Here is a 23,223-nt window from a genome sequence, read left to right on the forward strand (position 1 = left end):
GTGGTTTCCATCAAGGGGGTCCGGGGGGGATTATCCCCCCCGACCGCCGGAGGCATCTCCCTCTCTTCTAACTATTGGCCGCGTATTTGGCGGCGGCGCGGGCGGCGGGGGTGGTGTTTTTGACGGGGGGCAAGGTGGCTGGCGGCGGCGACGGCTGCAGCGGCGGCGCGGCCGGGAGAACCTGAGGCGTCGATTTTTTGGCGTTGCCGGCCAGGCGGAAGGGCGAGGCGAAGCGGTGGCCGCACTCCGGGCAGGCCATGAGCACACCGCCGACATCGGGCGGAAACCGCAGCGCCTGGCCGCAGCCGGGGCAGGTACGAACAAGGGCGTCGGACATCGGTGACTCCTTGGCCGGAAATTATGCAAGACAAGTGCCCGGTGCGGGCGGGATGGTTACAGCCGGGAGGGACATTGCGCAGGCGTCATGGAACCGTGGCGGCCGGGTATTCGGCCGGGCTGACAGCCGACCGCGCCTTATTGCTCCCAGACCGGCGGCCAGGCGCGCAAAAAAGCCAAGACGAGGTCGCGGCCTTCCTCGATGGACAGCCGTTCGGCGTCCACCACGCATTCGGCGGCCGGGTCTTCCTCGAAGGGCACGTCCACGCCGATGACTTGTCCCAAGCCCGGGAAGTCACGGCCGGTGGCTTTGCGCATCATGGCCTTGGCATAGAGGCCGGCCATGACCTTGCCTTCGGGACGGGCCGCCTCCCGGGCCATGGCCGTGGCCAGGGAACAGCGGACGTGGATTTCGGCGAAGTGCGGCATAAGCGACCGGGCGTAGTCGCGCATGGCCCGGCGCGGGGCCGAGGCGTCCAGGACCACGAGGCCGGTCTTTTGCCGGTACAGGCCGGCCGCTTCCTCGGCAAAAAGCTTGTAGGCTTTTTCGCGCTCGCCCTCGCTGTAGCTGGGCTTGGGGAAATAGGCCTTGCGCCGGTCGTCGAGTTCGAGCAGGGCCACATCGCCCCCGGCCAGGGTCAGATAGTGGCACACGGCCCGGGCCAGGGCGCTTTTGCCCGAGCCGGGCAGTCCGGTGAACCAGATGGCGGCAGGCATGGGGATCAGTCCATATAGCGGTTGAAGTTGGCCCAGTCGAAGCGGTCGTCTTCCAACACGTTTTCGAGAAACCGCAACAGCCCCTGGCGCACGGCTTCGGGATGGCCGGGATACCACTGGGGCGAGGCCACCACCAGCCCCCGGAAAACGTAGAACGGCGCGATGACGGCGAGCATCTCCGCATCGTTTGTGCGTTCCAGATAGGTCTCCCAGAAGGTCCGGTAGAGGCGCTCGAAGTCGCCGCCCAGGCGAGCGCCGCCGTAGAGGCCAAAAAGCACGAAATTGAGGCTCATGGTGGCTACGTCGTCGGCCGGCTCGCCCCATTGGCCCCGGCTGCGGTCCAGCACGGCGAAATCACGCGTCTCGCCCCCCTCCTGAATGAGCACGTTCCAGGGGTGGAAGTCGCCGTGGACGTCGCTTAAGCGGTGGGTGAAGTCCCGAAGCTTCCAGCGCCAGTCAATGACGCGTTTTTCCAGGGCGCAAAAACGCTCGGGCGGGAACAACTCGTAGGGATAGGGATAGGCGTCCACGAGGCCGAAGATGCATTCCGATGCGCCGATCAAATTGCGGACGCGGCGCAGATAGAGGTCGGCGTCGTCCTTCTTGGCGCTGTGCACCCGGGCCAGCCAGCGGGCGAACTCCCGGGCCATGGCCAGATCCTTGGCCTCCAGGCCGGTCTTTTGGATGCGGGCCAAATCCAGATAATAATCGTAGCCCGGGGCCTTCTCGGTGACGATGAAAAATTCCCGGGGCCGGGACACGGGCACGAGGTTGTCGTCCTCGTCGAAATAGCCCAGGGCCATGGGGCGCACATGCTTTTCCATCTCCCCGGAGGTGGCGTGCTGGAACATGAGGATGGCGGCCCGGTCCCAGTAGAACTGGTGGCCGTACTTGTCGCCGCGCATGATGGACAGCACGCCCCGGCGCGGCTCGCCGCCGGCTTCAAATTCCAGGCACACCGGCTTGCCGTAGCCAAATTCCTTCATGCCCTGGTCGTCCACGCCCATCTCGCAGGCTCCGGCCAGGCGCGCGTCAGGCCCGAAAGCCTGGGCGAGGAAACGCTCCAACGCCTCCGGCCGTATGGTGATGGCTGGTTTTTTTTCGGTTCCTTTACGCATGGGGAAGAGGCCTCCGGCGGCTGGGGGCCTGAGGCCCCCAGACCCCCCACTTGGGAGAAGGGGGGAAAGGGGTTGTGGACGTGATTGGCGGCACGTCGCTTATAAAGAATAGGCGCAGGCGGCGGAGGCTGCAAGGGATAAACCTGTCGAGGGGGCCGGGGGATCATCCCCCCGGCGGGGCGCGGGGCGGAGCCCCGCTCTTATCTCTTCGTGAATCCCCACTTCACGAAGGCCCAGCCGAGGCCGGCGCATAGGGCGGCTTCGGTGGCCACGGTGGCCAGGGCCGAGCCTTTGGCGGCTAGCAGGGGAATCAACAGGAAATTGAGCCCGATGTTGACCCCGGCGGCGATGATGGTGACGACGGCGTAGTAGCGCTCGCGGCCCAGGGCCACGAGCCCCTGGGTCAGGACGTAGTTGGGCAGGATAAAGGGGAGCGAGGCCAAAAGCCAGGCCAGGAGCGGTTCGGCGGCGGCGTATTTGTCGCCAAAGGCCAGGCGCAGGATGGAGGGACCAAGGATAAGGCCGCCAAGAGTCGCGCACACGGCCAGGGCGATCATGACGCCGAGCATGAGGCGAAAGGAGCGGCCAAAGGCCCCCTGATCGTCGAGGTTCACGCGCAGTTTGCGGAAAAACACGTGGGCCAGGGGCGTGGCCAGCATGATGACGCCCTCGATGAGGCGGTAGGCGGCGGCGTAGTTGCCCACGGTCGCGTCGTCGCCGGTAAGGAACTTCAGCAGCACGATGTCGCAGCGGAAGTAGATGGTGGTGGCGGCCGAGATGCACAAAAACGCGGCGCAGGGGGCGTAGACGTCGCGGTAGAGGCCCAGCTTCGGGCGCGTGCGCAGCGGCCGGGCGTAGGGCGTGGCCAGAGCCAACAGCTGGCCCACGGCCAAACCGGCGAAGACGGCCAGGGGGCCGGGCGACGGGAAAAGGAGAGCCGCTCCGGCGGCCAGGGCCGTGGCCGTGCGTACCACGGCCCGCCATAAGGCTTCGGCCGCGAAGTTGTTGTGGCCCTTGAGTTCGGATGAGACGAGGGAAGAAGCGCAAAAAAGGGCGTAGTAGATCACGGCCGCGCCCAGGGACAGGCGCTCGCCCAGGGGAAAAAGCGGCACCATGCAGAACCCGAGCAGCGTCACGGCCAGCAGATGGCCCAGGGCCAGGGACAACAGCGGCGGCCGGTCCGGAAGATGGGCCAGCCCGGCCTTGGCTGTTTCGCGAAAGACCAGGGTGGAAAAGCCGCCGTCCTGCAGGATGGCGAAAAGTGACCCCAGGGTAAGGAGGTAGGAATATTCGCCAAACACGGCCGGCCCAAGCGCCCGGCCAAGCAGGAAGGTCAGGCCCACGGACACGGCGGCGGCGTAGAGGGTGGCCGCCCACTGGCTACTAAGCGCCTTGGCCAGGGCGCGGCTCACGCGTTTTTCTCCTGGCGGGACTGACAGGCGCCGAGCGGCATTAGTAACTGTCCTGGAGATCCGGCCGGTAGGGCAGGATTTCGGGCGTGAGGAAAAGGGAAAGCGGCTGTCCGCCGTTTTGGAGCAGTTCGACGGTAAAGGGGCCGGCCGGGGCCGGCAGACCGGTGTAGGACGAGGTGTCCAGGACCGCTTCAATGCGCATGGGCGTGTCGTCGCGCGACCACAGCTGGACGCCCGGGCCGGAGAAATCGAAGCGCACAAAACCATTGTGGAGGGGTTTGGCGAAGCGCAGCACGGACACCCGGCGCACCATGAGCCCTTCCCAGTGGCCGGAACGGTTGTTGGCCAGGGCGTCGAGGGTTGTAAATTTCGTGCCGTCCTCGGAAAACGACACGGTCAGGCGGTTTTTGCCGGCCTTGTCGGCGAAGATGCGCGGATAGGACAGGATGCGCAGTTCCTTGACGGGATAGGCCGAGCTCAGCGGCACGGTCAGCGAACAGGGCGCGGCGTCGCGGCAGGCCAGGCAGTCCTCGTCGTCGTTTTTGCGGATGTTGTAGGCCAGGGGAAAGGCGGCCAGGGCTTCGGCTTCCCGGGCAAAGCTCGGCTCGAAGCGCAGCACGCCGACGCCCGAGCGCGTCAAGAGGAGCGTCGATGGCGACGGAGCCAGGACGCCGATGTCCAGGCCGCGCCCGGCCACGGCGAGCTTTGGCCGGTTGAGCGCGCCCGTGAGCTTGAGGGAGGCGAATTCCGTGGGCGTGGCGTCGTTTTCCAGGAGCCGGGCCGGTCGATCCGCGGCCAGGGGCGTGAAGGGCTGGGCCAGGGCCGGGTCGTAGAGGACGTAAGCAGGCTTGCCGTCCGGGCCGGGGATGGCGAAAACCGGTTCGAGGCCTGGGTGTTTGGCCAGAAATCCGGGCAGATCTTCGGCCGGATTGGCCGGTCCCTGGGGGATGTCGGGCCGGGTCGGGAAGGCGTAAAGCGCAGCGTCCAGACGGGTCTGGCCGGGCGTCCAGGCGGCCAGGGCGTTGTTGGCGGCCACGCGCTCCAAGGCGCTTTGGGCCGGATCGACGTTTGTCGGGCGGCCGGTGAGGGTGGCGGTCAGTTCCAGGCCGTTGACCTCAATGACGCCGGGATTGGCCACCGGGCCGTAGTCGATGCGAAGACGCAGGGTTGTCGCGCCGGCAATGGCCTGGGGCAGGGGATAGTCGCGATGGATGAAACGGCGCTTTTCGTAGTTGGGGGCAACGAGCTTGCCGTCAGGCCCGAGGAAAGCCTCGCCGGTCAGGGTCTCCAGGGCGACCAAGGGGCCGTCGCCGACGGCCATGGCGATGGTCACCCGGGAATCGGACGGGATGCCCTCAAGGAAGCTGGCCGAGAAGTCGAGGGACAGCCGGCCGGCGGCGTAGGCCGTGTCCGGAGCGGCCACGAAGCGGTAGAGGACATGGCCAGGGCGCTCGTAATCGTAGTGGGTGAGCGTGTGGTAGCGGCTTTCCGGGGCGATGTTGTCGGCTTCCTCACAGTCGGCGTAGAAGCGGTAGTCGTCGAATTTGTCGGCATAGACGGCGTTTCCGACCGCGTCCGGGAAAAGGACCACCGGGGCGGCGCTCACAAGCCCCAGGCGGTAGACGGCGGAATCCATGAACCGGGCGACCTTGTGCATGGGAAAGGGCTTCGTGGCCGGGGTCAGATCGCTTTGGATGACGTGGTAGGCCCGCTTGTAGCCCTTGGGCTGATACTGGGCCAGGGTCTTGTAGACGCCTGGCAGGTACCAGTTGGTGATGAGCTTGGGATTGCGGTTGCTTTGCAGGAAGAGGTACTCGACGTTGTTCTTGTTCCAGGCCAGATAGTCGGCCAGTTCCTTGTTGTATGACGTCTCGCGGCGGTAATAGGACGGCAGGGTGGAGAGATCCACAGCGGTCAGCAGCAGGCAGCAGCCCAGACCGGCCAGGGGCAAGGCGAAAGCGCGCCGCGACGGCGAAAGGCCGACGTAATCGGCGATGCTGTTCAGGCCGGCGTCCAGGCCAAGCGCGGCCAGGGCGAGCAGGGCGAAAAAGGCGTTGAACACGTAGCGCGAGCTGATTTCGAGCTGGGTGCCGGCAAGCAGAAAGGCGGCCACGGGCATGAGCGAAAAAAGCGCCAGCAACACCAACCCCGGCCGCAGGCGGGGTTTGGCGACGGCGACGCCCAGCCCGCCAAGGCTGGCGAGCGCCAGAGGCAGCCAGGGCAAGCCCCGCTTGGGCGCGGCATAGGCGAAAAATTCGGTCAGCACGCTGATGACAAACCCCTCCGGGATGCCCGGGGATTTTTCCTGGCGCAGCAAGGCGAAAATGTTGCGGTAGGCCGGCAGCCAGGGCAGAAAGCACAGCCCGACCACGCCCACGCAGGCGGCCAGGGCCAGCCCTTTGCGGATGGCCTGGCGCGGGGTCAGTTCGCGGGAAAAGAGGCCGCGCAGGAGAAAATAGGCGGTGAAAAGCCCCTGCGCCCCGATGTTGGTGGTGCCCATGGAGGAACTGTAGCACATGGCCGTGGTGGCGGCGGCGTAAGCGACGTAATTGGCGATGCCTCCCCTGGCAAGTGCGCGATAGAGCGTCCACAGCGACAGAAGTCCCAGGAGGGCGAACAGGCTGTAGGGGCGCAGCTCCCGGGAATAGTGGATGTGGTAGACGCAAAAGGTCGTCAGCGCGGCGGCGAAAAGGCCAGCCCGTCGGGTGAAGAGTTCGCCGACAAAGCCGTACATCACGGCCACGGTGGCTGTGCCGGCCACGACGCTGATGCCGCGCAAGGCCGCGTCGTCGTGGGTGACGTTCAGCACGGCCCGGGTGATCAGGTGGTAGAGCGGCGGAAAGAACTCGCCGCCGAAATCCGACGGCCCGATGACGGAAAGAGTATGGAGCATCCGCCTGACCGGCAGCAGGGCCGTGCCGAGGGTGATGAACTCGTCCCACCACAGGGAAGGATCGCCCAGATGGGGCAGGCGCAGGCAAAGGGCTGCGACCAGCAGGGCGGCCAGAGGGAGCCAATACAGGCGGCGGTTGTCGGTAGTCGGCATGGAGAATGGTTCCCGGACCCCGGGATGCGGGGTCAAGGCCATTTAGCTAAGGTTTTCCGGGATGACAAGGCCGGGGGCGGCGATGATCTCGCCGCCGGCCAGCACCCGGCCGTCGGCGTCGTAAAGGACGGCCACCTGTCCCGGGGTCGGGCGGGCGACGGGGTCGGCGAAAGTGATGTCGAGACCGCCCTCGGCCGTCAGCCGGGCTGTGGCCGGCCGGGGCTTCATGCGGTAGCAGGTCTGGGCCAGGACGGCTTCGGGCCAGTGCTCCGGCTGTACGAGGCAGTTGGCCGGTCCAGTGCGGCAAAGGGTCGCGGCCAGCTCGGCCTTGACGCCGACAATAAGGGCGTTTGCGGCCGGGTCCTTGTCGATGACGTAAAGCGGTTCGCTGTAGGCGATGCCCAGGCCCTTGCGTTGGCCGATGGTGTGCCGCCATAGCCCCTGGTGCGTGCCCAGGCGCGTGCTGTCGGCCAGGACGATGGGGCCGGGGCCTGACAGGGGGAAGCCCTCGCCCTGCAGAAACGCCCGGTAGTCGTCACCGGGCACGAAGCAGATTTCGCGCGATTCGCTGGGCAACGGCGGGGTCAGCAACAGCTCGGCCAGGGCGGCCGGGTGCTCGGCCTTGCGCCTGCCAGCCAGGGGAAAGACGGCCCGGGCCAGGGATTTCCCCGGCACGAGGCTTAAAAAATAGCTCTGGTCGCGGCTGTCGTCCGCGCCGCGAAAAAGGGCCGGCCCGGTCGGCGTCTGTTGGACGCGGGCGAAGTGGCCGGTGGCGATGGCCTCGGCCCCGCGCGCCAGGGCGGCGTCAAGGAGCAGGCCGAACTTCATGTCGCGATTGCAGGCGGCGCAGGGGTTGGGTGTGCGCCCGGCGGCGTAGGCGGCGGCAAAGGGGGCGATGACCCGGGCGCGAAACTCCTGCGACAGATCGACGGCGGCAAAGGGCACGCCAAGGGCGCGGCACTGGGCGTCGATGGCCTCGGCCAGGGCCAAGGCCTTGTCGCCCGGCGGCAGGAAATGGGCGTGCAGGGCGGTGACGTCGTGGCCGGCGGCGCGCAGGAGACCCAGGGCCAGCAGGCTGTCCGACCCGCCGGAAACGGCGACGGCTATGCGCATGGTATTCAGGGGAGAAGCCTCCGGCGGCCAAAGGGCTGCCGCCCTTTGGAATCCCATCTTTCATGCCAACGTCTACCGACACTGTAGCCCCTGGCCCCCCAGTTGGGGTTTCCAAAGGGGCTCAGCCCCTTTGGCCGCCGGAGGCACTCTTCTCCCCTTCTTCCTTAGACTGCCGCCGGCTGGGGCAGCGGCGGCAGCGCGTTGCCGAGGACCTTGGCCGTGCGCAGGATGGTGGCTTCGTCGAAGGCGCGGCCAAAGAGCTGCATCCCGATGGGCATGGCCGAGGTCGTGCCCAGGCCCACGGGCATGGACAGGCCGGGCAGACCGGCGAGGTTCAGGGAAATCGTGAAGATGTCGCTTAAATACATCTGCAGCGGATCATCGCTCATCTGGCCGATGGTGAAGGCGGCGAAGGGCGAGGTGGGGCCGCAGATGACGTCGCATTTTTCGAAGGCGTTAAGGAAATCCTGGCGGATGAGGCGTCGGACCTGGGCGGCCTTGCGGTAGTAGGCGTCGTAGTAGCCGGCCGAGAGGACGTAGGCGCCAATCACGATGCGGCGCTGGACTTCGGGGCCGAAGCCCTTGGAGCGCGAGAGTTCGTAGAGTTCCTCCAGGGACTGGGCCTCGGGGGCGCGGTAGCCGTAGCGCACGCCGTCGAAGCGGGCCAGGTTGGAGGATGCTTCGGCCATGGCCACGATGTAGTAGGTGGCCACGGCGTAGGGGGTGTGGGGCAGCGACACGGGCACGACGTTGGCCCCCAGGGATTTGGCCGTGTCCACGGCGGCCCGGCAGGCGTCGCGCACTTCGGCGTCCACGCCTTCGCCCCAGTATTCGTCGGGAAGGCCGATGGTCAGGCCGGCCAGGTCGGCCGCGCCGGCCAGGGCAGCCTCGAAGTCGGGCACGTCGCGGGGGGCGCAGGTGGAGTCCTTGGGATCGGGGCCGGCGATGACACCGAGCACGGCGGCGGCGTCGTCGGCGGTGCGGGTCAGGGGGCCGATCTGGTCGAGGCTGGAGCCGTAGGCCACCAGTCCGTAGCGGGAAACGCGGCCGTAGGTGGGCTTTATGCCGACGGTACCGCAAAAGGCGGCGGGCTGGCGGATGGAGCCGCCGGTGTCGGTGCCCAGGGCGGCGAAGCACTGGCCGGCGGCCACGGCGGCGGCGGACCCGCCACTGGAACCGCCGGGCACCTTGCCCAGGTCCCAGGGGTTGGCCGTGACCTTGTAGGCGGAATTTTCCGTGGACGAGCCCATGGCGAATTCATCCATGTTGGCCTTGCCAAGGATAACGGCTCCGGCGGCGCGCATTTTCTCGATGCAGGAGGCGTCGTAGAAGGGCGTGAAATTCTCGAGGATCTTGGAGCCGCAGGTGGTGGGCGCGTCCTTGACGCAGATGGCGTCCTTGACAAGGACCGGCACGCCCCACAGGCGTTGGTCGGGATTGGGGCCGGCGGCGTCCAGGGCTTTGGCGGCGGCGAGAGCCGCCTCGGCGTCGCAGTGGAGCAGCGCGTGTATTTTCGGCTCGGTGGCCTCAATGCGGGCGAGGCAGGCGCTGGCGGCCTCGACGGCGGAAAGTTCCTTGCGGGCGAGTTTGTCGCGCAGGGCAGTCAGGGACAGGGTGGTGATGTCGGACATGATGCTTCCTTTATTGGGAATCAAAACGCGCTGCGTAGCTATTAATTAAGTCGATGATTGCGCGAAGATGATCGCATACTTCGTCTTTGTTGTTGTTAATCGGTAATATTGTTGTACGTTTTCCTGTGCGAAATAGTCCTCTGCTCTCTAGGAGATTTTCAATTTGCGTTATTAACTCTGGATAGTCATTCATGTACTCAGTTGTAATGTGCAATGATGGAGCGTCTGGTTTCGCTATCGCATAGACTACGGCTTTGTTGCCGATCGTCTTTCTTATGGAAAAGTTTGTAATTCCAGTTTGTGTTGTGTGTTTGTTTTCTTTGGAGATTTTTACGAGGTCTTTAAAGATAGCGTTTTGGGGGAATGTTTCGAGCTGCATGTCTATGGAGGCGAATTTTTTCTTTGGCGTTGTTTTTCTTTGCTGGGTATTTTCTGTTTGTCCAATTATTCTTGAGACATATGTCTTGAGCTTGTTGCTTTTGTTTGTATATTGTTTTATTTCGACTGCAAGTACTTCAATGGTGGCCATTTGGGTGTTCAAGAATTCAACTAGCCGGCGAAGTTCTTTTGTAATGCGGTCCGCTACGAATAGAAGACGTATTTTGCAATTCGCAATGTTGGTGTCGACTGTAGTCCAGAAGTCATTTATAAGTTCAATACCGTATGTTCCGTCCTCTGGTTTTGGTCGATGTTCTAAAAAATTTTTTAAATAAATTTCTGAATTGTTTGCGTGTGCTTGCTTGAAAAGGTTTTTTAGTGTGCCATTTGGCCAATATTCCGTTGCGTTTGCTGCGTATTCCAATAGCTGAGCGACAACTTCACGTCGTAAACGTGGATCAGATGAGCGCTTGCATTCGATTAAAGTTGGTATTCCCTCGTGGTCAATAAAGATATGATCTATCCTCCAGTAATTTGAGCCATTTTCTTCTGAAGGTATGCCTGCTTCATTACATACAAGCAACCATCGGCGAGGATCTTCGGGATTGATTTGATCACCCGGTATTAGGTCTGGATTTCTTGCTAAGATAGTTTGCAAAACAATCTCAGCAGAGTATTCAGTCTCATCAACAGGGATGAGATCACTCGCGTCGTTGCTTGCGATAAAAATTTTTGATTTTGGAAACACGACTATCCCTTGTCCGAGGTAAAAGCAGAGGCTACAGCGGTCGCCCCGCGCCTACACGATCTTGGGGACGATGAAGAACTGGCCGTCGGTGGCCGGGGCGTTGGCCAGGATCTGGTCGCGGGAACAGGCCTTGGCCGCCACGTCGGCCCGCATGGGCGTTTCGTGGGTCACCGGGCTGTACAGCGGCTCCACGCCGGCCGTGTCCACCGACCCCAGCGTTTCCATGTAGGCCAGGATGCCGTCCATCTGGCCGGCGAAACGTTCGAGTTTGTCGTCGTCCAGGCGCAGCCGCGCCAGCTTGGCCACCTTGGCCGCGTCTTCGGAAGAGATGGGCATGACGTCGTTATCCTTGGGGTTGGGAAATCGAAATCGCCTGGCGATGGGCCGGAACCGGCGCGGCCGGCGTGGCCGGCGCGGGCTGGGCCGGGACGGGCTGGCTCGGCTGGGCCGGAACGCCGGGCTGACCGGGCGCGGCCGGGGCTGGCTGGACCGGCGAATAGGACTGCTCGTTTTCCGGGGCCGGATTCTCCAGAGCCTTTTGCCGGATGGCGTTTAAGCGCTGGCGGAAGCCTTCGGGATCGAGCAGCACCGGGCCGGTGACCGAGGGTCTAAAGAGATACATGGCTACATGGGCCTTGCCGTCGGGGCCGTAGGACAGCGGGGCCATGCTGAAGTCCAGGCCGGTGACGGCCTGGGCAAGCCGGGCGCTGACGTCCTGGGGCGGCAAGCCCTGGGGCAGGCGGCCCAGGCGCGCGGCCATGCGGGCGAAGTCGAAGCCCACGGCCTCCCACATGTCGGGATGCTCCACGCCCTGGGCGCGCATGGCGGCCACGAGCTGCTGGGTGGCCTGGCCCTGGTTTTCCGGCCACCAGGCTCCGGGGCACACGGCCAGACGGTAGTTTTGGATATTGATCTGGGCCTTGGTGGCGGCGGCCCGATACAGGGCTTCGGTCCACAACTGCGGCCCGAGGATCAGCAGGTCCTCGACGCGGTTCTTGAAAAAGGACGGCAGCACCTTGTCGGCCCTGGCCCATTCGTCGGGCAAAAACACCGCGCCAAAGCCCGGACGGCTGCCGCTGGTGTGCAGCATGTCGGCCACGGCGGTTTCCCAGCTGGCCGGGTCCTGGGGGTTGTAGACGCCAGTGGCGGTGAGCTGCGCGCCGATCTTGGAAGCGGCCAGGGCAAAGGCGTCGCCCATGGTCTGGCCGTAGCGGTCGCCGGGACGCAACACGGCAAACTGGTTGATGCCGTAGTCGCCGTTTGCCAGTCGCAGCAGGGCGTCGATCTCGTCCTCGGCGCTGGGGAAAAAGCGCCAGGCGTCCACGCCTTCCCGGGCTTCATTGAGGGAGGGCATGAAGGCCACGAAAACGCGGGTCGGCAACATGCCGGCAGTTTCGAGTTCCTTGAGCGTCAGCCGGTGCATGGGGCCGCCGACCACGGTGACCTCGGGGGGCAGGTTGCGCACGGCGTCGAGCCAGCCCGGCTGGGTGGCGTCGATGACGTGGACATCCAGGGGCGTGCCGGCTTTTTCCAGCTGCTCCTGGGCGGCCTTGACGCCCTTTTGCACCCGACCGCCAAATTCCCGAAACGGGCCGCCAAGGGGCAGCAGCATGGCGATGGAATTGGCGAAGGCCGGCTTGGGCGGCGGCGTCGGCTCGGGCTGGACCACCGGAACCGGTGGCGGCGTCGGCGTCGGCGCGGGAGCCGGCTGGGAGGAACCGAAAAAGCTCCCGGCGCAACCGGCGAGCGATGCGGCGAGGAAACAGGCGACAAGCCCGGCCACCAGGCGCGGGGCGAAGAAGCGATGCGTGGTCGTGACGTTCATTGGGCGAACCGGGGTTTGGCGGCCGGGCCGCCGTGGCGTGAGGGCACAAAAAAAGCCCGACCCGTCCGGGGACGGGTCAGGCTTTTCGATACGCGCAATGGCTGGCGAAGGCAAGCCCGCGCGGGGCCGGTCGTTATTTCACTTCGGTGTAGTCGGCGTCGACCACGTCGTCGTCGCCGCCGGCCTTGGCTCCCGGCTGTCCGCCGGCCGCGCCGGCCTGGGGACCGCCGGGCTGTCCGCCCTCTTCGGCCTTTTGCTGGTAGAGCTTTTCCGCCAGCTTGTGCGAGGCCTGGGACAGGTCGTCGGTGGCGCGCTTGATGGCGTCGGCGTCCTCGCCCTTGAGGGTTTCCTTGACGTTGTTGAGCTTGGCCTCGATCTCGCCCCGGGTCACGCCGTCGATCTTCTCGCCGAGTTCCGCCAGGGACTTCTCGGTGGTGTAGACCAGGGTGTCGGCCTGGTTGCGGATCTCAATGAGCGCCTGCTTCTTCTTGTCGTCCTCGGCGTGGGACTCGGCGTCCTTGATGAGCTTTTGGATGTCGGCTTCCGACAGGCCCGAGGAGGCCGTGATGCGGATGGACTGTTCCTTGCCGGTGCCGGTGTCCTTGGCCGAGACATTGACGATGCCGTTGGCGTCGATGTCGAAGGTGACCTCGATCTGGGGGATGCCGCGAGCCGCCGGCGGCAGGCCGGTGAGCTCGAAGCGTCCGAGGGTCATGTTGTCATTTGCCATGGGCCGCTCGCCCTGGAGCACGTGGATGGACACCGAGGGCTGGTTGTCGGCCGCCGTGGTGAACACCTGGCTCTTGCGGGTCGGGATGGTGGTGTTGCGCTCGATGAGCTTGGTAAAAACGCCGCCCAGGGTCTCGATGCCAAGCGACAGCGGGGTGACGTCGAGGAGCAGCACGTCTTTCACGTCGCCGGCCAGGATGCCGCCCTGGATGGCCGCGCCCATGGCCACGACCTCGTCGGGGTTGACCGAGCGGTTGGGCTCCTTGCCGAAGAACTCCTGCACGGTCTTGGAGACCAGGGGCATGCGGGTCATGCCGCCGACCAGCACGACTTCATCGATGTCCGAGGCCTTGAGGCCGGCGTCGGCCAGGGCCTTGCGGCAGGGCTCGACGGTGCGCTTGACCAGGTCATCGACCAGGGATTCGAGCTTGCCCCGGGTGATTTTCACCATCATGTGCTTGGGACCGGAGGCGTCGGCCGTGATGAATGGCAGGTTGACCTCGGTCTCCATGGCCGTGGACAGTTCTTTCTTGGCTTTTTCGCCGGCTTCCTTGAGACGCTGCAGGGCCATGCGGTCCTGGGACAGGTCGATGCCGTTCTCTTTCTTGAACTCGTCGACCAGATAGCTGATGACGCGATGGTCGAAGTCCTCGCCACCCAGGAAGGTGTCGCCGTTGGTGGCGCGCACTTCGACGACGTTGTCGCCGACTTCGAGGATGGAGATGTCAAACGTGCCGCCGCCAAGGTCGAAGACCGCGATCTTCTCGTTGGCCTTTTTGTCGAAACCGTAGGCCAGGGACGCGGCCGTGGGCTCGTTGATGATGCGCTTGACCTCAAGGCCGGCGATGCGGCCGGCGTCTTTGGTGGCCTGGCGCTGGGCGTCGTTGAAGTAGGCCGGCACGGTGATGACGGCTTCGGTGACGGGCTCGCCGAGATAGGCCTCGGCGTCCTTTTTGAGCTTGCCGAGGATGATGGCCGAGATCTCGGCCGGGCTGTACTTCTTGCCCTCGACCTCGACATAGGCGTCGCCGCCCTGGCCCTCGACGATCTTGTAGGGGCAGTGCTCCAGCCAATGCTTGACCTCGGGGGCGTCGTAACGGCGACCCATGAGGCGCTTGATGGCGAAGATGGTGCGCTCGGGATTGGTCACGGCCTGGCGTTTGGCGATCTCGCCGACCAGCCGCTCCTTGGTAAAGGCCACGATGGACGGGGTGGTGCGTCCGCCTTCGGGGTTGGTGACGCACTTCGGGTCCTTGCCCTCCATGACATAAACGCAGGAGTTGGTGGTCCCGAGGTCGATCCCGATGATTTTACCCATATCAGCCTTTCCTCCTTATCATTGCCTGTATGTGCTTGTGCCTTGCGGCGCGGTATTTCTCGAACGAGAGCTATATAAGCCCCGTTTTCGGCGAGTAAAGGGGCAGCCGCGAAAAAACGATTTATTGCGCCTTGTTGACCATGACCTTGGCCGGGCGCAGCAGTCGGCCGCGCAGCAGATAGCCGCGCTGGACCACCTGGGCCACGGCGTCTTCGGCCAGACCGGCCACGCTGGCCACGCCGATGGCCTCGTGGGTCTCGGGATCGAAGGCTTCGCCGACCGCGCCGAATTCCGTGACGCCGTGGCGGGCCAGGATGTCGATGAAGGCCTTGCGGGTCATGTCCACGCCGACGACAAAGTCCTTGCAGGCTTCGTTGCCGCGTCCGTGGGCCAGGGCCAGGTCGAGATGGTCAAGCACCGGAATCAGTTCCGAGACCAGGCTTTCGGTGGCGTATTTCTGGAAATCTTCCTTTTCCTTGATGAGCCGCTTCTTGAGATTTTCCGTTTCGGCCAGGGCGCGCAGGCGCTTGTCGGCTTCGGCGGCAATTTCGGCGCGCAGGCGTTCGATGGTGTCCTCCGGGGTGGCCGGGGTTTCCTCGGCCGGGGTTTCGGGGGCGGTTTCGGCGTCTGGCAGTTTTTCCTCAGGGACCATGATTCCTCCACAACAAACGTTTGGGCGCGACGAAAAGCCCAGGCAGGCCCGGGCGGTCGCGGACGAGTCGAGGCTAATAGTGCCGATCGAGCAACCGGGTGAGCGCCCCGGCGGTGTAGTTCACCACCGGAACGAGCCGGGCGTAATCCATGCGCAGGGGGCCGATGAGGCCGATGGCGCCCTGGGCGCGCGATCCCGACCCATACGGGGCGGTGATGACGCCAAGATCGGCCAGGGCGGCCTGGTCCGACTCATCGCCGAGTATGATGACCGTTTTAAGCTCGTTTACGGTTTTGTCCAGAAGGTCGAGCAGAATCGTGCGCTCTTCCAGGACGCGCATAAGCTCGCGCATGTGTTCGGCGTCGGTGAATTCGGGCTGGGCCAGCATGTTGGGCGTGCCGTCGACGATGACTTCGCTGGCTGGGGCGCGCTCCTGCTCAAAGGCCGAGCGGGCCATGGTCAGGGCGCGCAGACACAGGGCGTTGAGCGAACGCCGGGCCTCGTCCATCTCGCGCACGATGCTGGCCCGGACTTCGGCCAGGGTTCGGTCGGTGAAAAGATGGTTCAGGTAATTGGCGCACACGACCAGATCGTCGCCGGTGACGTCCGGGGTGGTCTCGATGACGCGCTTGCGCACAAGACCGCCCTGGAGCACCAGGATGACCATGACCAGGCCGGGGTTGAGCAGGGAAAAGTCGATGCGCTTGAAGCGCGCGCCGGCCGGATTGGGGGCGATGACCACCGACACCTGGAGCGACAGGCCAGACAGCAGCCGCGAGGTCTGGCGCAGCACGTCGTCGATCTCCAGGCCGGCCAAGGTGAGGTTGTCGCGGATGCGGCGCATCTGGTCTTCGCCCAGGGGGGCCACCTGCATGACCTGGTCGAGATAGAGCCGAAAGGCCTTGGCCGTGGGCACGCGGCCGGCCGAGGTGTGGGGCTGCTCCAGGTAGCCGGCCTCGGTGAGGTCGGCCATGATGTTGCGGATGGAGGCGGCGGAAAGGCCCAGCGAACTGCGCTTGGACACGATGCGGGAACCCACGGGCGCGGCCGAAGCGACATAGGCTTCGATGATGGTGGTCAGAACTTCCCGTTCGCGTTCGGCAAGAGGCATGGCGTGTCCCCGTTTGGCACTCGTGGCTTTCGAGTGCCAAACGGGTAACAACCGAATGGTCCGGTGTCAAGGGAGAGGCCGGAAAATGCCCGGCATCATGCAGGAATCACGAGTATTTTGCGTTTGGAAAGGGGCGGGCGAAAGCGCTTCCCCCAAAGGGGGCCGGCGCGCCGCGGCTTGCGCGCCGGCCGCCGCCCCGTGGGCGGGGCGGCATTGGAGCCGAGAGATATGGTCAGACAGCGGCAGTCCCGCTTCCTGGCCCCGTTACGGCTGGGTGTGGTCCCAGACCGGCCGTGGGCGCCTCGAAGGGATCGGCGTGGGCCGGCCGGCTCAGTCCTGGCCGGGGAGTAAGCCCGAAGGGCCGGGGCCCAGGTCGGTCGGGGCCGGGCGCAGATCGGCTTCCAGGGCGGCCCACAGGGCCACATGGGCCTGCCGAGCGGCTTCGTCCGAAGGCCGGGAATCGTGCATGAGGGCCGAGGACTGCACCATGCCGCGCAGTTCGCGGAAGCCTTGGCGAGCGGCCACCACGGCCGAGGCGGCCGGCGACACCTGGGGCAGAAGTTGGCCCAGGCCGGACAGGGACATCTTGGATTCACGGGCCTCGTGGCGGCTGGGCGAGGCGTCGGCCAGCACGGCGCAGTAGCCGATGCAGGCCGACAGGGTCACGGCGACGACGGAACGGGAAAGGCGCATGGATGCTCCAATTTGGCCGGCGTTGCGACTGCCGGCGCTACTAAGTCATATCATCTGATGTTTATGTTGTCACGCTCTCGGCCAAGGAGGGCCGTCCCGGGACGGCGAAGCGACAGCTCCATCATATCATCTGCTGTTTTGCGGCGGGCTACTCCAGACAGGCGACTGCCGCCGCGCACAAGCTGATCTGCTGTCTTATCATCTGATGTTTGTCAACAGCAAAAAAAAGAGCCTCCTGGCTATTCTCCCAAGGCCTTGATGTCGCTGGTGAAGTGGTCGAGGCCTTCCATGGCGAACCGGGCCGCTTCCGGGCCGTCCTGGCGGGTGATGGCGTCGAGGAGGCCGTTGTGGATGTGGTCCTGGTAGCGGTTGACGCCGACATCAGCGATGAGATGGTCGAGAAAATCCTGAAATACCATGCAGAAGCTGCGGTACAGGTCGGCCAGCAGGCTGTTGCCGCTGGCGGCGGCCACGGCGGAGTGGAAAGCGACGTCGGCGGCCACGTAGCCATGGGTGTCGCCGGCGGCCACGGCGGCTTTCTTGCGGGCCAGGCAATCGCGCATGGTTTCCAGATCGGCCTCGGTGCGGTTGCCGGCGGCCAGGCGGGCGGTTTCCACCTCGATGATGCGGCGCACCTCGCGGATCTCCACGGCCGTGGCCCGGCGCAGGCGGTATTCCAGGGGTTCCTGGCCGGACGCGCCGCTGAGGACATAGGTGCCGTCGCCCTGGCGCACTTCCAGCAGGCCGGCGCTGACCAGCACGCGGATGGCTTCGCGCACGGTGGAGCGTCCGACCCCGAGTTGGGCCATGAGCGTCGGTTCGGTGGGGATCTTGGTGCCCGGCGCGAAAATGCCCAGCGAGATCTTTTCCTGGATCTGCTGGATGACGAGGTCGCACAGTTTGCGCGAACGGACCGGGCTCAGGCGGGCGGGCATCGTCTGATGATCTCCTCAAAGTCTTGAGCGTCTCTAGTGCCGGCCTGGGGCCATGTCAAGGGGGCTTCCCGGGTTTGCGCGCAAAGACCACCCTTTGGCAAGCCAAAATCGGGCCTTCCGATGGATTTTTCGGCCTGCCATCGGAAGCATGTATTGGATTTGGCGCGGTGGCGCGGGTAGGAAGCAGGGTTCACGACAACAGCAGTGTATTTTGCCGGGAGGGATGCATGGAAAAGGAAACTGGCGCGTCGCGCCGGCGGTTTTTGCAATTGGCCGCGGCCTCGGCCGGGACGGCGCTCCTGGGAGCGCGGCCGGCGGCCGCTTCGGGCCCGGGCGAGGTGTTGCAGGTCTGGTCCTGCGGCGGGCTGGCCGAGGCCATGATGCCGGCCAACGCCGCCTTCGAGGCGGCGCGCGGGGCCACGGTCGTCTATACCGGAGCCTTTGCCGCCGCCCTGGGCAAGTCGCTTCTGGGATCGGCCACCACCGACGTCTTCGCCGGCCGGGTTCTCGATCTGGCCAAGAAATTGCGGGCCGAGGGCAAGATGGCCTGGTTCAAGCCCTTGTGCTTCACCCAATACGTGCTGGTCACGCCCAAGGGCAATCCGGCCGGCATCGCCAGCGTGGCCGACCTGGCCCGGTCCGGCGTCAAGGTGGTACTGGCCCCGGAGGCCTCGCCGCCTGGCGGCGCGGCGGCGTTTAAAATCCTGGAAAAGGCCGGCGTTCTGGAAGCGGCCAAGAAAAACGCCGTTGTCATGGGCAGTTGCGTCCAGCGCACCATGGACGACGTCATTGCCGGCCGGGGCGATGTCTCGGTGGTGGAACTGCGGCTTACCCGCCTGCCGGCCTTCGCCGGGCGGGTGGACATCGTGCCCATCGACGAGAAGCTCTTCCCCCCGCCGCCCATGACTTTCACCGTGGGCGTCATGCAAAGCGCCAAAAACCGGGAACTGGCCGAGGCCTATGCCGGCTATCTCGTTTCGCCCGAGGGCCAAGCCCATTTCGAGCGCATGGGCTTCGTGCCGGCCGTGTCGGACAAGGGCCGCGAACTGGTGGAAAAATACGGAGTGCGGGATGTCTGAGAGCCTGGCGGCCAAGGCCGCCCCGAAAACGCGGCTGAAGGTCTGGCGTAGGGCGACCCAGGTCCTTGGCGCGGCCGTCCTTGGGCAGTGGAGTCTCTATGGCATCCTGCGTTGTCCCTTCGTCGTACCCTACGTGAGCTGCCAGAACTGCCCGGTCATCACCTGCCACGGCCGGCTGTTGCCCATGTACTGGGGCTTTTGGCTCGCCCTGCCGGCCAGCCTGCTCCTTTTTGGCCGGGCCTTTTGCGGCTGGGCTTGCCCGGGGGGGCTGGCCGTGTCCCTGGCCGGCCAGCTCGCCCCCTTCGGCCGGGCCGTCGTTGGCCGCATGTCCCGGTTGTTCCGGTGGACCGCGACGGGCAAGTACCTGGCCCTGGCCGGCTGCCTCTACGTCTACTACGCCCTGGGCCAGCCCCGGGTGGACGTGCCCATCCGGGTGGGAGCCTTTTTCCAGGCCGCCGCCCTGACCTTCGAGCACGCCATGCCGTTGTGGCTGTGGCGCACCGGCGCGGTGCTGGGGTTTTTCGTCCTGGGCCTGGCCCTGGCCGGAGCCTGGTGCCGCTTCGCCTGCCCCACCGGCGGGGCGCTGGAGCTCCTCAAGGGCGCGTCGCTGTTCAAGGTCTACAAAACCTCGGCCTGCAACGGCTGCGGCAAATGCGCCACGGTCTGCGAAATGGCGACCCGGCCCGAGGAAACCAACTGCACCAACTGCGGCGATTGCCTGGACAGCTGCCCCGTCGACGCCATCGGCCTCGGCCGCAAGCCCCGCGAAGCGGGGCGCAGCTAGGGGTGATGGAAAGGGGTAAGGATGAGAAGATGCCTCCGGCGGCCGGGGGGCCTGAGACCCCCGGACCCCCCAAATAGGAAAGGTTTAAGGGGGGGCGCGCCGGGTCGGCGGGGGAGAAGCTAGCCGAGCGGCGAAACGGTCAGGGTCAGGCCGCCAAGCGTCACCGTGGAGGTGAAGAACGTGGTCGTCTCGGTGGAAGGGATGCCGGCTTTGGCCGCGTCATAGTCGGCGGCGGCGGTCAGGTACAGGCCCGTGCCGTGGACGCTTAAGTAGGAAGCCGGATCGGCCAGCAGTGTGGACAGGTCAAGGCCCGAGTCGAGGCTGCCTGCGGCGTCGCTGAAGCTCACGGTCAGGCCGGCGGTTTGTGTGCCGAGCTGCGTGGAATAGTCCGACGGCGCGACGAAATTGACGATGCGCGCATCGGCGGCATAGCCGGCGTCATCGCCGGACAGGCCCATGGAGCCGAAGACCACGGCGGCGTAGCGCGTGTCGGCGTCGTCGGGATGCGCGGCCATGTAGGCCTGGGCGGCCGCGCCGCCGAGGCTGTGGCCGGTCACGTAGACCTGGCCGATGCCGAGGCTGTCCACGGCGGCGTCAAAAGCGGCCGTCTTGGCCGAAAGCTGGTCGTAGTAGCCCACGGTGTCGAACCAGTAGGCGGCGTCGGCGCTGCCGAGATAAGCCGTCAGGCCGTCGGTGGAATAATCGATGTCGTCGGTGCCGCGAAAGGCGATGACGGCCACGGTCTGATTGTTGGCTACCGTGGTCCAGGCGTCGAAGGCGGCGCTGCCGGCCTTTGACGTGCCGTTGCCGTCGCCGTCAAGGTCGAGCTGGACGTAGCCGGCCCCTTCCAGGGCGCTTATCAGGGAGGCGTCTTCTCGGTAGCTGGCCTCGGTGATAACAGCCAGGGAGGCGTCAAGATTGGCGGCGGTCAGGGTCATGGCGGTCCGTTTCCGGCGGCTTGGGGCAACAGGCCGTTTTCGCCGGGCAATTTTGGCCCAGGCTACGCTCGGGCGGGCAGGGCGTCAACAGGGCGGCTCGCCGCCCTAGGCCACCTTGACCATGGAACGCCGCATGTCCTCGGCCGAGTGCATGTCGATGACCCGGCCTTCGCCGTAGCGCACCACCTCGCCGCCGAAAAAGGCCACATCGGCCGGATCGTGGGTGACCATGATCAGCGGAATGTCCAGGCGCGAAAGGATGCCGGCCAGCTCGGCCCGCACCTTCTGGCGCAGGGGAATGTCCAGGGCCGAGAAGGGTTCGTCCAGGAGCAGGGCGCCTGGCTCGCAGACCAGCGCCCTGGCCAGGGCCACGCGCTGGCGCTGGCCGCCGGAAATCCGGGCCGGACGCAGGTCGGCCAGCCCCTCGATGCCGAAAAGGGCCAGGGTTTTCTGGACGTGCTCGGCGGCCTGGGGCGTGAGCCGGCCGGTCAGGGGTGAGAGGCCAAAGGCGACGTTTTGCCGCACGGTGAGGTGGGGAAAAAGGGCGTAGTCCTGGAACACGTAGCCGATGCGGCGAAGCCTGGGCGGCACGAAGACGTCCTGGGCGGAATCGAAAAAGACCCGGCCGTCCACGCTGATGGAGCCGGAATCGGGCCGCAGCAGGCCGGCCAGGGCGCGCAGCGTCAGGGTCTTGCCCGAACCCGAGGCTCCGAACAGCACGGCCCGGTTGCCGGACACGGCAAAAGCGGCGTCGAGATGAAATTCGCGTCCACCGCAGCAGTAGGTTTTCTGGATGTCCACGACAATGCGCATGGGCGGCTCCGATGGGCGGCTGGTTGGACGCTCCCGGGGCCGGCCCCGGGAGCGTCATGGAAACGGCGGGCCTTAGGGCTTCTTGAAGCCGTACTTGGCCAGGATGGCCTGTCCCTTGGAGCCGGTGACGAAAGCCACGAAGGCGGCGGCGTCTTTTTTGTCCTTGGCAGCTTCCAACACGGCGATGGGGTAGGTGACCGGGGTTTCCACGGGCACTTCAAGGATGGTCTTGACCTTGTCGCCGCCCTGCTTGGCGTCGGTGGCGTAGACGAAACCGGCATCGACCTCGCCCCGGGACAGGTAGTCGAGCACCTGGCGCACGGACTCGGCCAGAACAAACTTGCCGGAGATGGCGTCCCACAGGCCGGTCTTGGTCAGCGCCGCCTTGGTGTAACGTCCGACCGGCACGGAATCGGGGTTGCCGACGGCGATGCGCTTGACGGCCGGCGCGGTGAGATTGGTCAGGTCCTTGAGCTTGGCCGGGTTATCGGCCGGCACGGCCATGACCAGGGCGTTCTGGACGAAGTTGACCCGCGTCGGCACGTCAACGAGCTTTTTCTCGACGGCCTGGTCCATGGTCTTCTGGTCGGCCGAGGCAAAGACGTCCACGGGCGCGCCCTGGGCCATCTGGGAGAGCAGCGCGCCGGAGGCGGCGAAATTAAACGTCACGTTGACGCCGGGATGGTCCTTGGTGAACACGCCCTTGATTTCATTGAAGGCGTCGGTGAGGCTGGCGGCGGCGGAGACGGTGATGTCGCCGGCGGCGGCCGGAGCGGCCAGAGAAAGGCACAGGGCCAGGGTAAGCAGCAGTTTTTTCATGCGTGTTCCATCCTCTAGGCTTTCGGTTTCACGATTCTGGCGACGAACACGAGAAGCGCCACGCAGGCCACGGAAATGAGCAGCACCAGTTCGTTGGCCAGGGCGTCGTTGCCGGCCTGAGTGGCGCTGTACACGGCCAGGGACAGGGTTTGGGTCTTGCCCGGCAGGTTGCCGGCCACCATGAGGGTGGCCCCGAACTCGCCCATGGCCCGGGCCAGGGCCAGCACCACGCCGGCCACGACCCCGCGCAGGGCCAGGGGAAACGACACCCGTAAAAAGATGGCCGTCTCCGAAGCCCCAAGCGTCCTGGCCGCGTTTTCCAGATTGCCGTCCACACCCTCAAAGGCCGCCCTGGACGAACGGTAGACCAGGGGAAAGGCCACCACCGCTGCCGCCACCACCGCGCCCTGCCAGGTGAACATGATGGTCACCCCGAAGGCGTCCCACAGCCAGGAGCCGATGATCCCGCGCCGGCCAAGCACCACGATGATGTAGTAGCCAAGGACCGTGGGCGGCAGCACCATGGGCAGTGTCAGCACGGCGTCGACGACGTCGCGGCCGGGGAAATCGCGCACCTGGGCCAATCGGGCCAGGCAGACCGCCGGCAGAGCGGCCAGGGCCGTGGCCAGGGTGGCCACCTTGAAGGTGAGGAGCAGAGGCGGCAGGACGCTGGCGTCTAGCATGAAAAGGCGTCTCCCGTGTCAGTTGCCGCTGCGCCGCGACAAAATGAAAGGCATTTATGTCGTGGCGGACGATAATCTGGGCAACCTACATGACTTCATTGCATAAAGTACAGAATGTCACGGCAAATAGAATATGGGTGTCTCTTTGTGCTGTCGACAGACGTCGTTGCGGCACGCTTGATGGAGAAGTGTGAGAGTCACTTGTTTTTATATTGCCGTGTCAGTTGTCTTGCTGACGTCTGGCGCGTCGGCGGTCACGTTGATCGTCGTGTTCCACGGGACAGGGAACCGGTGCGGGCTGTTTGCGAAGAAGTCTTTCAAGCAGGGCTTCGATAAGGGGCACAA

Annotated in this window: 21 protein-coding genes; 2 read left to right on the plus strand and 19 right to left on the minus strand. The window is 65.3% G+C overall.

Annotation, left to right across the window (positions count from 1 at the left end):
• Window positions 1-67: 67 nt before the first annotated feature.
• The 15 genes from DMR_RS08095 to DMR_RS08160 all read right to left on the minus strand — a co-directional run bounded on the left by DMR_RS08095 (window position 68) and on the right by DMR_RS08160 (window position 17,762).
• A complete protein-coding gene (locus DMR_RS08095; protein ID WP_015860417.1) occupies window positions 68-337 on the minus strand; it encodes a hypothetical protein in 270 nt (89 codons plus the stop codon).
• 137 nt (window positions 338-474) lie between these two features.
• Window positions 475-1,053: an adenylyl-sulfate kinase gene (locus tag DMR_RS08100; protein ID WP_015860418.1), complete on the minus strand. Its 579-nt coding sequence runs from the start codon at window positions 1,051-1,053 to the stop codon at window positions 475-477.
• A 5-nt stretch (window positions 1,054-1,058) separates the two neighbouring features.
• Window positions 1,059-2,171 carry a phosphotransferase family protein gene (locus DMR_RS08105; RefSeq protein WP_015860419.1) on the minus strand — a complete coding sequence of 371 codons (1,113 nt, stop codon included), beginning with the start codon at window positions 2,169-2,171 and terminating at the stop codon, window positions 1,059-1,061.
• Between the two features lie 200 nt (window positions 2,172-2,371).
• Complete coding sequence (locus DMR_RS08110) at window positions 2,372-3,583, minus strand: oligosaccharide flippase family protein (RefSeq protein ID WP_015860420.1); 1,212 nt, start codon at window positions 3,581-3,583, stop codon at window positions 2,372-2,374.
• Window positions 3,584-3,623: 40 nt separating this feature from the next.
• The gene (locus tag DMR_RS08115; protein ID WP_043601601.1) at window positions 3,624-6,629 is read right to left on the minus strand and encodes a glycosyltransferase family 39 protein; all 3,006 of its coding nucleotides are present in this window, start codon (window positions 6,627-6,629) and stop codon (window positions 3,624-3,626) included.
• A gap of 42 nt (window positions 6,630-6,671) precedes the next feature.
• Window positions 6,672-7,742, minus strand: a complete 1,071-nt coding sequence (gene mnmA / locus DMR_RS08120; RefSeq protein WP_015860422.1) for a tRNA 2-thiouridine(34) synthase MnmA — start codon at window positions 7,740-7,742, stop codon at window positions 6,672-6,674.
• Window positions 7,743-7,906: 164 nt separating this feature from the next.
• Window positions 7,907-9,373 (minus strand): Asp-tRNA(Asn)/Glu-tRNA(Gln) amidotransferase subunit GatA, encoded by a 1,467-nt coding sequence (gene gatA / locus DMR_RS08125; RefSeq protein ID WP_015860423.1) that lies wholly within the window; start codon window positions 9,371-9,373, stop codon window positions 7,907-7,909.
• A 10-nt stretch (window positions 9,374-9,383) separates the two neighbouring features.
• On the minus strand, window positions 9,384-10,499 hold the full coding sequence (locus DMR_RS24420) for a hypothetical protein (RefSeq protein WP_015860424.1): 1,116 nt from the start codon (window positions 10,497-10,499) through the stop codon (window positions 9,384-9,386).
• Window positions 10,500-10,550: 51 nt separating this feature from the next.
• Window positions 10,551-10,835, minus strand: a complete 285-nt coding sequence (gatC, locus tag DMR_RS08130; protein WP_015860425.1) for an Asp-tRNA(Asn)/Glu-tRNA(Gln) amidotransferase subunit GatC — start codon at window positions 10,833-10,835, stop codon at window positions 10,551-10,553.
• Between the two features lie 7 nt (window positions 10,836-10,842).
• Window positions 10,843-12,324 carry a penicillin-binding protein activator gene (locus DMR_RS08135; protein WP_043600318.1) on the minus strand — a complete coding sequence of 494 codons (1,482 nt, stop codon included), beginning with the start codon at window positions 12,322-12,324 and terminating at the stop codon, window positions 10,843-10,845.
• Window positions 12,325-12,457: 133 nt separating this feature from the next.
• Window positions 12,458-14,371 carry a molecular chaperone DnaK gene (dnaK, locus tag DMR_RS08140; RefSeq protein WP_015860427.1) on the minus strand — a complete coding sequence of 638 codons (1,914 nt, stop codon included), beginning with the start codon at window positions 14,369-14,371 and terminating at the stop codon, window positions 12,458-12,460.
• Between the two features lie 121 nt (window positions 14,372-14,492).
• Window positions 14,493-15,023, minus strand: coding sequence for a nucleotide exchange factor GrpE (locus DMR_RS08145; protein WP_015860428.1), 531 nt, complete (start codon window positions 15,021-15,023; stop codon window positions 14,493-14,495).
• A gap of 73 nt (window positions 15,024-15,096) precedes the next feature.
• Window positions 15,097-16,134 carry a heat-inducible transcriptional repressor HrcA gene (gene hrcA, locus DMR_RS08150; RefSeq protein ID WP_015860429.1) on the minus strand — a complete coding sequence of 346 codons (1,038 nt, stop codon included), beginning with the start codon at window positions 16,132-16,134 and terminating at the stop codon, window positions 15,097-15,099.
• A 330-nt stretch (window positions 16,135-16,464) separates the two neighbouring features.
• Window positions 16,465-16,827 (minus strand): hypothetical protein, encoded by a 363-nt coding sequence (locus tag DMR_RS08155; protein ID WP_015860430.1) that lies wholly within the window; start codon window positions 16,825-16,827, stop codon window positions 16,465-16,467.
• A 239-nt stretch (window positions 16,828-17,066) separates the two neighbouring features.
• On the minus strand, window positions 17,067-17,762 hold the full coding sequence (locus DMR_RS08160; RefSeq protein ID WP_015860431.1) for a FadR/GntR family transcriptional regulator: 696 nt from the start codon (window positions 17,760-17,762) through the stop codon (window positions 17,067-17,069).
• 227 nt (window positions 17,763-17,989) lie between these two features.
• On the opposite strand from DMR_RS08160, the gene DMR_RS08165 reads away from it, so the two are divergent.
• Both DMR_RS08165 and DMR_RS08170 read left to right on the plus strand, forming a co-directional pair.
• Window positions 17,990-18,841: a substrate-binding domain-containing protein gene (locus DMR_RS08165; protein WP_015860432.1), complete on the plus strand. Its 852-nt coding sequence runs from the start codon at window positions 17,990-17,992 to the stop codon at window positions 18,839-18,841.
• Window positions 18,834-19,625, plus strand: coding sequence for a 4Fe-4S binding protein (locus tag DMR_RS08170; protein WP_015860433.1), 792 nt, complete (start codon window positions 18,834-18,836; stop codon window positions 19,623-19,625). Before DMR_RS08165 ends, DMR_RS08170 begins: the two co-directional genes overlap by 8 nt.
• A 119-nt stretch (window positions 19,626-19,744) precedes the next feature.
• Here DMR_RS08170 and DMR_RS08175 read toward each other — a convergent pair whose 3' ends face one another.
• The 4 genes from DMR_RS08175 to modB form a co-directional block, all read right to left on the minus strand.
• On the minus strand, window positions 19,745-20,563 hold the full coding sequence (locus DMR_RS08175) for an Mbeg1-like protein (protein WP_015860434.1): 819 nt from the start codon (window positions 20,561-20,563) through the stop codon (window positions 19,745-19,747).
• 105 nt (window positions 20,564-20,668) lie between these two features.
• Window positions 20,669-21,376, minus strand: coding sequence for an ATP-binding cassette domain-containing protein (locus DMR_RS08180; protein WP_015860435.1), 708 nt, complete (start codon window positions 21,374-21,376; stop codon window positions 20,669-20,671).
• 72 nt (window positions 21,377-21,448) lie between these two features.
• Window positions 21,449-22,195, minus strand: a complete 747-nt coding sequence (gene modA / locus DMR_RS08185) for a molybdate ABC transporter substrate-binding protein (RefSeq protein WP_015860436.1) — start codon at window positions 22,193-22,195, stop codon at window positions 21,449-21,451.
• 14 nt (window positions 22,196-22,209) lie between these two features.
• The gene (gene modB / locus DMR_RS08190; protein ID WP_015860437.1) at window positions 22,210-22,878 is read right to left on the minus strand and encodes a molybdate ABC transporter permease subunit; all 669 of its coding nucleotides are present in this window, start codon (window positions 22,876-22,878) and stop codon (window positions 22,210-22,212) included.
• Between the last annotated feature and the right edge of the window lie 345 nt (window positions 22,879-23,223).

This window comes from Solidesulfovibrio magneticus RS-1, from assembly GCF_000010665.1.
Classification (GTDB): Bacteria; Desulfobacterota; Desulfovibrionia; order Desulfovibrionales; family Desulfovibrionaceae; genus Solidesulfovibrio; species Solidesulfovibrio magneticus.

What these genes read in the sequence shown, in the direction of transcription:
- DMR_RS08145 (WP_015860428.1), bottom strand. Translation starts at nt 15,023, where the DNA reads ATGGTCCCTGAGGAAAAACTGCCAGACGCCGAAACCGCCCCCGAAACC.
- DMR_RS08175 (WP_015860434.1), bottom strand. Translation starts at nt 20,563, where the DNA reads ATGACCCTGACCGCCGCCAATCTTGACGCCTCCCTGGCTGTTATCACC.
- DMR_RS08105 (WP_015860419.1), bottom strand. Translation starts at nt 2,171, where the DNA reads ATGCGTAAAGGAACCGAAAAAAAACCAGCCATCACCATACGGCCGGAG.
- hrcA (WP_015860429.1), bottom strand. Translation starts at nt 16,134, where the DNA reads ATGCCTCTTGCCGAACGCGAACGGGAAGTTCTGACCACCATCATCGAA.
- dnaK (WP_015860427.1), bottom strand. Translation starts at nt 14,371, where the DNA reads ATGGGTAAAATCATCGGGATCGACCTCGGGACCACCAACTCCTGCGTT.
- gatC (WP_015860425.1), bottom strand. Translation starts at nt 10,835, where the DNA reads ATGCCCATCTCTTCCGAAGACGCGGCCAAGGTGGCCAAGCTGGCGCGG.
- DMR_RS08095 (WP_015860417.1), bottom strand. Translation starts at nt 337, where the DNA reads ATGTCCGACGCCCTTGTTCGTACCTGCCCCGGCTGCGGCCAGGCGCTG.
- DMR_RS08135 (WP_043600318.1), bottom strand. Translation starts at nt 12,324, where the DNA reads ATGAACGTCACGACCACGCATCGCTTCTTCGCCCCGCGCCTGGTGGCC.
- DMR_RS08115 (WP_043601601.1), bottom strand. Translation starts at nt 6,629, where the DNA reads ATGCCGACTACCGACAACCGCCGCCTGTATTGGCTCCCTCTGGCCGCC.
- DMR_RS08180 (WP_015860435.1), bottom strand. Translation starts at nt 21,376, where the DNA reads ATGCGCATTGTCGTGGACATCCAGAAAACCTACTGCTGCGGTGGACGC.
- DMR_RS08170 (WP_015860433.1), top strand. Translation starts at nt 18,834, where the DNA reads ATGTCTGAGAGCCTGGCGGCCAAGGCCGCCCCGAAAACGCGGCTGAAG.
- DMR_RS08100 (WP_015860418.1), bottom strand. Translation starts at nt 1,053, where the DNA reads ATGCCTGCCGCCATCTGGTTCACCGGACTGCCCGGCTCGGGCAAAAGC.
- DMR_RS08160 (WP_015860431.1), bottom strand. Translation starts at nt 17,762, where the DNA reads ATGCCCGCCCGCCTGAGCCCGGTCCGTTCGCGCAAACTGTGCGACCTC.
- DMR_RS08165 (WP_015860432.1), top strand. Translation starts at nt 17,990, where the DNA reads ATGGAAAAGGAAACTGGCGCGTCGCGCCGGCGGTTTTTGCAATTGGCC.
- modB (WP_015860437.1), bottom strand. Translation starts at nt 22,878, where the DNA reads ATGCTAGACGCCAGCGTCCTGCCGCCTCTGCTCCTCACCTTCAAGGTG.
- gatA (WP_015860423.1), bottom strand. Translation starts at nt 9,373, where the DNA reads ATGTCCGACATCACCACCCTGTCCCTGACTGCCCTGCGCGACAAACTC.
- mnmA (WP_015860422.1), bottom strand. Translation starts at nt 7,742, where the DNA reads ATGCGCATAGCCGTCGCCGTTTCCGGCGGGTCGGACAGCCTGCTGGCC.
- modA (WP_015860436.1), bottom strand. Translation starts at nt 22,195, where the DNA reads ATGAAAAAACTGCTGCTTACCCTGGCCCTGTGCCTTTCTCTGGCCGCT.
- DMR_RS08155 (WP_015860430.1), bottom strand. Translation starts at nt 16,827, where the DNA reads ATGCGCCTTTCCCGTTCCGTCGTCGCCGTGACCCTGTCGGCCTGCATC.